This is a genomic window from Salinicola sp., from assembly GCF_982684285.1.
The window spans coordinates 1-6,457 of the sequence record NZ_CEXLVS010000235.1 but is presented as its reverse complement, the minus strand read 5'-3'; the positions used below and the strand labels follow the sequence as shown (position 1 = coordinate 6,457).

The 6,457-nt window shown below is 66.6% G+C and carries 8 protein-coding genes; 7 read left to right on the top strand and 1 reads right to left on the bottom strand.

Annotated features, from left to right (window positions below; all coding sequences use genetic code 11):
* The 4 genes from AC3AYF_RS16885 to AC3AYF_RS16870 all read left to right on the top strand — a co-directional run.
* The coding region (locus AC3AYF_RS16885) for a glucokinase (protein ID WP_295041267.1) at positions 1 to 748 on the top strand (748 nt) is incomplete at its 5' end.
* Positions 745 to 1,653 (top strand): D-hexose-6-phosphate mutarotase, encoded by a 909-nt coding sequence (locus AC3AYF_RS16880; protein ID WP_295041269.1) that lies wholly within the window; start codon positions 745 to 747, stop codon positions 1,651 to 1,653. The genes AC3AYF_RS16885 and AC3AYF_RS16880, both read left to right, overlap by 4 nt.
* Complete coding sequence (locus AC3AYF_RS16875; protein ID WP_295041271.1) at positions 1,650 to 2,525, top strand: aldo/keto reductase; 876 nt, start codon at positions 1,650 to 1,652, stop codon at positions 2,523 to 2,525. Before AC3AYF_RS16880 ends, AC3AYF_RS16875 begins: the two co-directional genes overlap by 4 nt.
* A gap of 66 nt (positions 2,526 to 2,591) precedes the next feature.
* Positions 2,592 to 3,560 carry a carbohydrate kinase family protein gene (locus AC3AYF_RS16870; RefSeq protein ID WP_487780053.1) on the top strand — a complete coding sequence of 323 codons (969 nt, stop codon included), beginning with the start codon at positions 2,592 to 2,594 and terminating at the stop codon, positions 3,558 to 3,560.
* Here AC3AYF_RS16870 and AC3AYF_RS16865 read toward each other — a convergent pair.
* A complete protein-coding gene (locus AC3AYF_RS16865) occupies positions 3,534 to 4,430 on the bottom strand; it encodes a LysR family transcriptional regulator (RefSeq protein ID WP_487780052.1) in 897 nt (298 codons plus the stop codon). The genes AC3AYF_RS16870 and AC3AYF_RS16865 overlap by 27 nt on opposite strands.
* A gap of 110 nt (positions 4,431 to 4,540) precedes the next feature.
* On the opposite strand from AC3AYF_RS16865, the gene AC3AYF_RS16860 reads away from it, so the two are divergent.
* The 3 genes from AC3AYF_RS16860 to AC3AYF_RS16850 all read left to right on the top strand — a co-directional run.
* On the top strand, positions 4,541 to 5,287 hold the full coding sequence (locus AC3AYF_RS16860) for a CoA transferase subunit A (protein WP_487780051.1): 747 nt from the start codon (positions 4,541 to 4,543) through the stop codon (positions 5,285 to 5,287).
* Position 5,288: 1 nt separating this feature from the next.
* The gene (locus tag AC3AYF_RS16855; protein ID WP_295041360.1) at positions 5,289 to 5,936 is read left to right on the top strand and encodes a CoA transferase subunit B; all 648 of its coding nucleotides are present in this window, start codon (positions 5,289 to 5,291) and stop codon (positions 5,934 to 5,936) included.
* A 16-nt stretch (positions 5,937 to 5,952) separates the two neighbouring features.
* Positions 5,953 to 6,457: thiolase family protein (locus AC3AYF_RS16850; RefSeq protein ID WP_295041364.1), on the top strand; the 505-nt coding region annotated here is incomplete at its 3' end.

Below are 6,457 nucleotides of genomic sequence, written 5' to 3'. Positions count from 1 at the left end.
CACTCGCATGATGAACCCTGACGCCGGAGAGCAGTACGTCGAGGAGGTAGCCAAGCTGGGCGAAGCCGCGTTCGGGCCCCGCGAGATGAAGCGATTCATGGAGCAATTCATGACTTGGGATGCCGACGCTGACGCGATGTCTGTGTCGACGCAGACGTTGCTCATCCATCAGCGGAACAGCAAGGCATTCAGTACCGACAAGACGCGGCGCGTGGCCGGGCTGATCCCCAGCCAACGCCACTGGATCCCGCTCACCACGGAAGGCGGCCACGCCACTTTCGCCCCGACCGACCAGCGCGAGCGACAGTTGCTCGACTATTTCACTGCCCGCTATGGGCGCGTCTCGATCGAGCGCCTGCTCTGCGGCCAAGGCCTGCTCGATCTCTACCTCGCCCACGCCGCCCTGCTCAATGTCACCGCCAGCTACAACACCCCGGCGGAAGTGACCGGCGCAGCGAGGGCCGGCGATCGCGTCGCCCGCGAGGCGCTGCTGCGCTTCATCAGGATCCTCGGCGCCTGCGCCGGCGATGCCGCGCTCACCCTCGGCGCCCTGGGCGGCGTCTACCTCTGTGGCGGCATCACGCCGCGCCTGATCGAATGGCTGCCGCGCAGCGACTTCCGGCGCGCCTTTGCCGACAAGGGACGCCTGAGCGCCTACAATGCCGGCATTCCCACCTGGGTAGTGACGGCGCCCTGGACCGGACTGCTGGGGGCGGCGGAAGCCCTGCACAACGAGGAGGTGACATGATTCCCGATACGCTGCGGCAGTTGGTCGACGCGACCGACGGCCAGCGGGAAGCCGACTGGCAAGGTCGGCACCTACTGCTGATCAATGCCGACTGGGGCGAACTGGCGATCTCGCTGCAAGGCGCCCAGGTGCTCCACTTCTTACCTTTCGCCCCCGAAGCCGCAGGCGCCCCACCGGCGCCCGGCGCGGAGGATGGCTGGCTGTGGGTCACGCCGACGCCGCAACCGATGCCCGGCGCCATCCGCGGCGGGATTCCGCTGTGCTGGCCGTGGTTCGCCGACGAATCGCCCGATGGCAAGGGTCCCATGCATGGCCCGGCCCGCACGGCGGCGTGGCGGGTCGATGCCATCGACGACAGCGTCTCCGGTAGCGGCGTCGAGATCCATCTCTCCCCGGAGCAGCGCCTGCACGACCAGCTCGTTCCCAATGCCGTGGTTCATGCCAACGGCCAGCGCCTGAGCGTCGAGCTGATGACGCGCCACGTCGGCACCACCCCGGTCAAGCTGACGGGCGCGCTGCACACGTACTTCGCCGTCGCCGACACCCACCGGTGTCGTGTCGAGGGGCTGGCCGGCGCACGCTATCTGGACAAGCTCGAACACTTCGCCGAGCATCATCAGCAGGGTGAACTCGGTATTCGCGGTTCGCTCGATCGCATCTACCAGTCGAACCGCCCGGTGATCCTCGATGATGGGCAGCGCCGCCTCGCGATCTCCAAGCAGGGCAGCGACTCCACCGTGATCTGGCATCCCGGCGACGACCTGCCCGGCGACACCCCGGCCACCGCCGGGATGCGCTTTCTGTGCGTCGAGGCCGCCTGCACGCGGGTCGACCCGGTCTGGCTGGTGCCGGACGGCCAGCACCTGCTCTCCACCACGATCGCGCGGGAGGCGACATCGGCGTGAGTGATGATCTGGTTTTCGACTCGCCCTTCATCCTGGGCATGATGCGTCTCCACGAGCGGCCCGAATTCGACGATGTCGAGAAGTTCGCCGACTGGCTGGAAGCCCGGGTGGACCAGGGCCTGCACTGGTTCGATCATGCCGACAGCTACGGCAATCACCTGGGCGAGCAGCGCTTCGGCGAGGCGCTCGCCCGCCGCCCGTCGCTCAAGTCCAGGGTGAGGGTGGTGACCAAGGGCAATATCATCCTGCCGCATCGCGACACCTCGCCCTTCGGGGTCAAGCATTACGATACCTCCGAACGCCATCTCACCCAGGTCATCGACGACTCACTCTCGCGTCTCGGTGTCGACCGGCTCGACCACTTCCTGCTCCACCGCCCGGATCCGCTGATGGACACGGAAGCGACGGCCCGAGTCCTGGACGATGCCATCGCGGCGGGCAAGGTCGGCGCCGTGGGCGTCTCCAACTTCCTGCCGGAGCAGTGGCGTCGACTGCAGGCCGCCATGCACAACCGGCTCGGCGTCCACCAGCTCGAGCTCTCGCTGGCCCATCCGGACGCCCTGTTCGACGGCTTCTACGACGCCATCCTGGCCGACGGCCTGGCGCCGATGGCCTGGTCACCGCTGGGTGGCGGCTCGGTCTTCGAGGATGTGCTCGGTACCGCGCTCTCGCGTCTCGCGGAACAGCTCAACTCGACCACGGCGGGACTGGCGCTGGCCTGGTTGCGGCGACTGCCCGGCAAACCGGTACCGGTGACCGGAACGTTGAATGAAAGGCGTATCGACAATTTGCTGCTGAGCGGTAATCTCGAACTCGATCGCCCGACGTGGTTCGCGCTGCTCGAGGAAGCACGCAGTCACCGAGTGCCGTGATGACGTTCGATGCGAAGCGACGGCAGCGCATCTTCGATTCCCGTTCGACAAGAGAGTCGGTAACCCATGATTCCCATCATCGCCTTCGGCGAAGCCCTCGTTGACATGTTGTCCAGCCGCCTGGGCGACGACAGCGGCCCCGAGACCTTCACGCCCTATGCCGGCGGCGCGCCGGCCAACGCCGCCGTGGCCTGTGCTCGTCAGGGCATCCCCAGCCTTTTCCTCGGCATGATCGGCGACGATCGCTTCGGCGACTTCCTGGTCGAAGAGCTGACCCGCTATGGCGTCGATACCCAGCACGTGGTGCGAACCCGTGAAGCCCGCACCGCCCTGGCATTCGTTTCCCGCGATCGCCAGGGAGAGCGCCAGTTCGACTTCTACCGCCCACCCGCCGCGGACCTGCTCTATCGCCGGGAACACCTGCCACCCGGGATCTTCACCGAACCGGCCCTGGTCCACCTGTGCAGCAACAGCCTGACCGATGCGGCCATCGCCCGCACCACCCTCGACCTTGCCAGCATCGCCCGCCGCGGCGGCTGCCTGATCAGCGTCGATGTCAATCTTCGCGCCATGCTATGGCCCCAGGGCAAGGTCGATATCGCGCTGGTCGAGCAGCTGCTCGAGCGGGCCCATCTCATCAAGCTCTCCACCGAAGAGCTGGATGCGCTTCGCGGCGATCGCAGTGCCGAGGAGTGGATCAGCGCCAGGCTGGCCAAGGGCGCCCGACTGATCGTGATCACCGATGGACCGGGGCCAGTGACCGCCCATCTGGCGGACCGTCAGCTTCAGTCGGTGCCTCCGGCGGTCCAGGCAGTGGACACCACCGCCGCCGGCGATGCTTTCATCGGCGGCCTGCTGGCGTCCCTGTCCCGAGCCGAGGTGGTCTGCGCGACGCTGGGCGACTGGCTGGCCGACGACGCCAAGCTGAACGATGCGCTGGCCTTCGCCTGTCGCTGCGGCGCCTTCGCGGCGACGCGACCCGGCGCATTCGTCTCGCTGCCGGGCACCTCAGACCTCGACGATCTCCCGAGCTGAACCCTCCACCAGGGCGTGAAAGGCGCTGGCGGTGGAGGAGAGCTGCTGGTCGGCGCGGGTGACGACGCCGACTGGCCGCTCGATCACCGGCTCGGATAGCGCCAGACAGCGGACGCCCAGCGTCTCCATCTGGACGCGACACAGCGCCGGCACCGCGCTCACGCCCAACCCCTTGCCGACCAGTTGGCCCACCGTGGCCAACTGATGGCTCTCCAACTCCACCGGCAGCGTCATGCCGTGTCGCGACAGTTGCCGCTCCAGCATCGCCCGTACCTGCGAAGGCCGCTGCAGGGTAATGAAGGGATAAGCCAGCAGCGCCGACCAGGTCGTCGATGCCTGCGCGGCGAGCGCCGACGTCGGCGGTACCGCCGCCACGAAGCGATCGTGATGGATCGGGGTGAACGTCAGCGCCGGCTGCCGCGGCGGCTCGAAGGCGATCCCGAACTCCACGCGCTGGGCCAGCACCATCTCCACCACCTGTTCGTTGATCACGTCGTGGATGGTGAAGCTGATGCGCGGATAGCGCCGACGAAAGGCCGCGATCAGTGGCGGCAGGCAATTGGAGGCAAACGATGGCATGGCGGCGATCGCCAGATGCCCCTGCTGCAGATGGAAACGCCGCCTCATGGCGTCCTCGGCGTCGTCCCACTCGGCCAGCAATCGCCGCGCCAACGGCAGCAGCGCCTCGCCTTCGGGGGTCAGTCGCACCTGGCGCGTGGTGCGCGAGAACAGCGCTCCACCGAGCTGCGACTCCAGCGATTTCACCGCCAGACTCAGCGCCGACTGGGTCACGTGCAACCGCTCGCAGGCCTGGGCGAAACTCAGTGTCTGCGCCACGGCAAGAAAGGCACGGAGCTGCTTGATGGTCATCAAAACGCCTCATTGATGAGAAAAACTCGACAATTATCGGCGAAAATAAATTTAATAACAGCGCGACGAGCGGTCATAGTCTATCCAGGACACAACAACAGAGGCTCGCCATGACCCAGCACACCAGTACTGAGAAGACCCCCGCCGGGATGCGCGGCGGCAAATGCTTCGAGAGCGCCCAGGCCGCCCTCGACGGCCTGATCGAGGATGGCATGACCATCGCCGTCGGTGGTTTCGGCCTGTGCGGCATCCCCGAATCGCTGATCGTTGCCCTGCGCGACACCGGCAAGAAGGACCTGACGGTGGCCAGCAACAACGCTGGCGTGGACGGTTTCGGCCTCGGCTTGCTGCTGGAGTCGCGCCAGATCCGCAAGATGCTCTCCTCCTACGTGGGCGAGAACAAGGAGTTCGAGCGCCAGTATCTCTCCGGCGAGCTCGAGCTGGAATTCTGCCCCCAGGGTACCCTGGCCGAGCGCCTGCGCGCGGGGGGCGCCGGCATCGCTGCCTTCTTCACCAAGACCGGCTACGGCACCAGGATCGCCGAAGGCAAGGAAGTGCGCGAATTCGACGGCGAGCATTACGTCATGGAGCGCGGCCTGCCGGTCGATGTGGCGCTGGTCAAGGCCCAGGTTGCCGACAAGGCGGGCAATCTGCGCTTCAACAAGACCGCGCGCAACTTCAATCCGCTGGCCGCCATGGCCGGCAGGATCTGTGTCGCCGAGGTCGAGGAGATCGTCGAGACCGGCGCCATCGACCCTGACGACGTCCACCTGCCGGGCATCTTCGTGCACCGCATCGTGCATAACCCGACACCGGAAAAACGCATCGAGAAACGCACGCTCAGGGAGGGAAACTGAGATGCCCTGGAACAAGGAACAGATGGCGCAACGCGCCGCCGGCGAGCTGCGGGACGGCTTCTACGTCAACCTGGGAATTGGCCAGCCCACGCTGGTAGCGAACTATATTCCCGACGGCATGGAAGTGTGGCTGCAGTCGGAGAACGGGCTGCTCGGCATCGGCCCCTTCCCCACCGAGGAAACCGTCGACCCCGACCTGATCAACGCCGGCAAGCAGACGGTCACCGCCCTGCCCGGCTCGAGCTACTTCGACAACGCGGAGTCGTTCGCGATGATCCGCGGCGGCAAGATCAACCTGGCGATTCTGGGCGCGATGCAGGTCTCCGAGCGGGGGGACCTCGCCAACTGGATGATCCCCGGCAAGATGGTCAAGGGCATGGGTGGCGCCATGGACCTGGTGGCCGGGGTGCAGCGCGTGGTGGTGCTGATGAGCCATACCGCCAAGGGCGAGCACAAGATCCTGACCGAATGCACGCTACCGTTGACCGGTGTGGGTGTCGTCGACCGGATCATCACCGATCTGGGTGTGATGGATATCACCGACAAAGGCCTCGCATTGGCCGAACTCGCGCCGGACGTCACCCTCGAGGAGATTCGCGAAGCCACCGGCTGCGAGCTGATCGACCAGCGGGAGACGGCCCATGTCTGATCCAACGACAGCCGCGATGCGCGATGTGGTCATCGTCGCGGCCACGCGCACACCGATCGGCACGTTCCAGGGCGGGCTTGCCAGCGTCCCCGCGGTGACCCTGGGAGCGACCGTCATTCGTCGCGTCCTCGAGGGCATCGACCCCGCCGGCGTCGACGAAGTGATCATGGGCCACGTACTGCGCGCCGGCCTGGGCCAGAACACCGCGCGCCAGGCTTCCATCGAAGCCGGCCTGCCGGACAACGTGCCGGCGATGACGGTCGACAAGGTCTGCGGCTCCGGCCTCAAGGCCGTGCACCTGGCCGTCCAGGCGATCCGCTGCGGCGATGCCGAGACCATCGTGGCCGGCGGCATGGAGAGCATGAGCCTGGCGCCCTACGTGCTGCCCAAGGCGCGTACCGGGCTGCGCATGGGCCACGCCGAGCTGCTCGACAGCATGATCCATGACGGTCTGTGGGACGCCTTCAACGACTACCATATGGGCATCACGGCGGAGAACGTGGCCGAGCGATGGAACATCT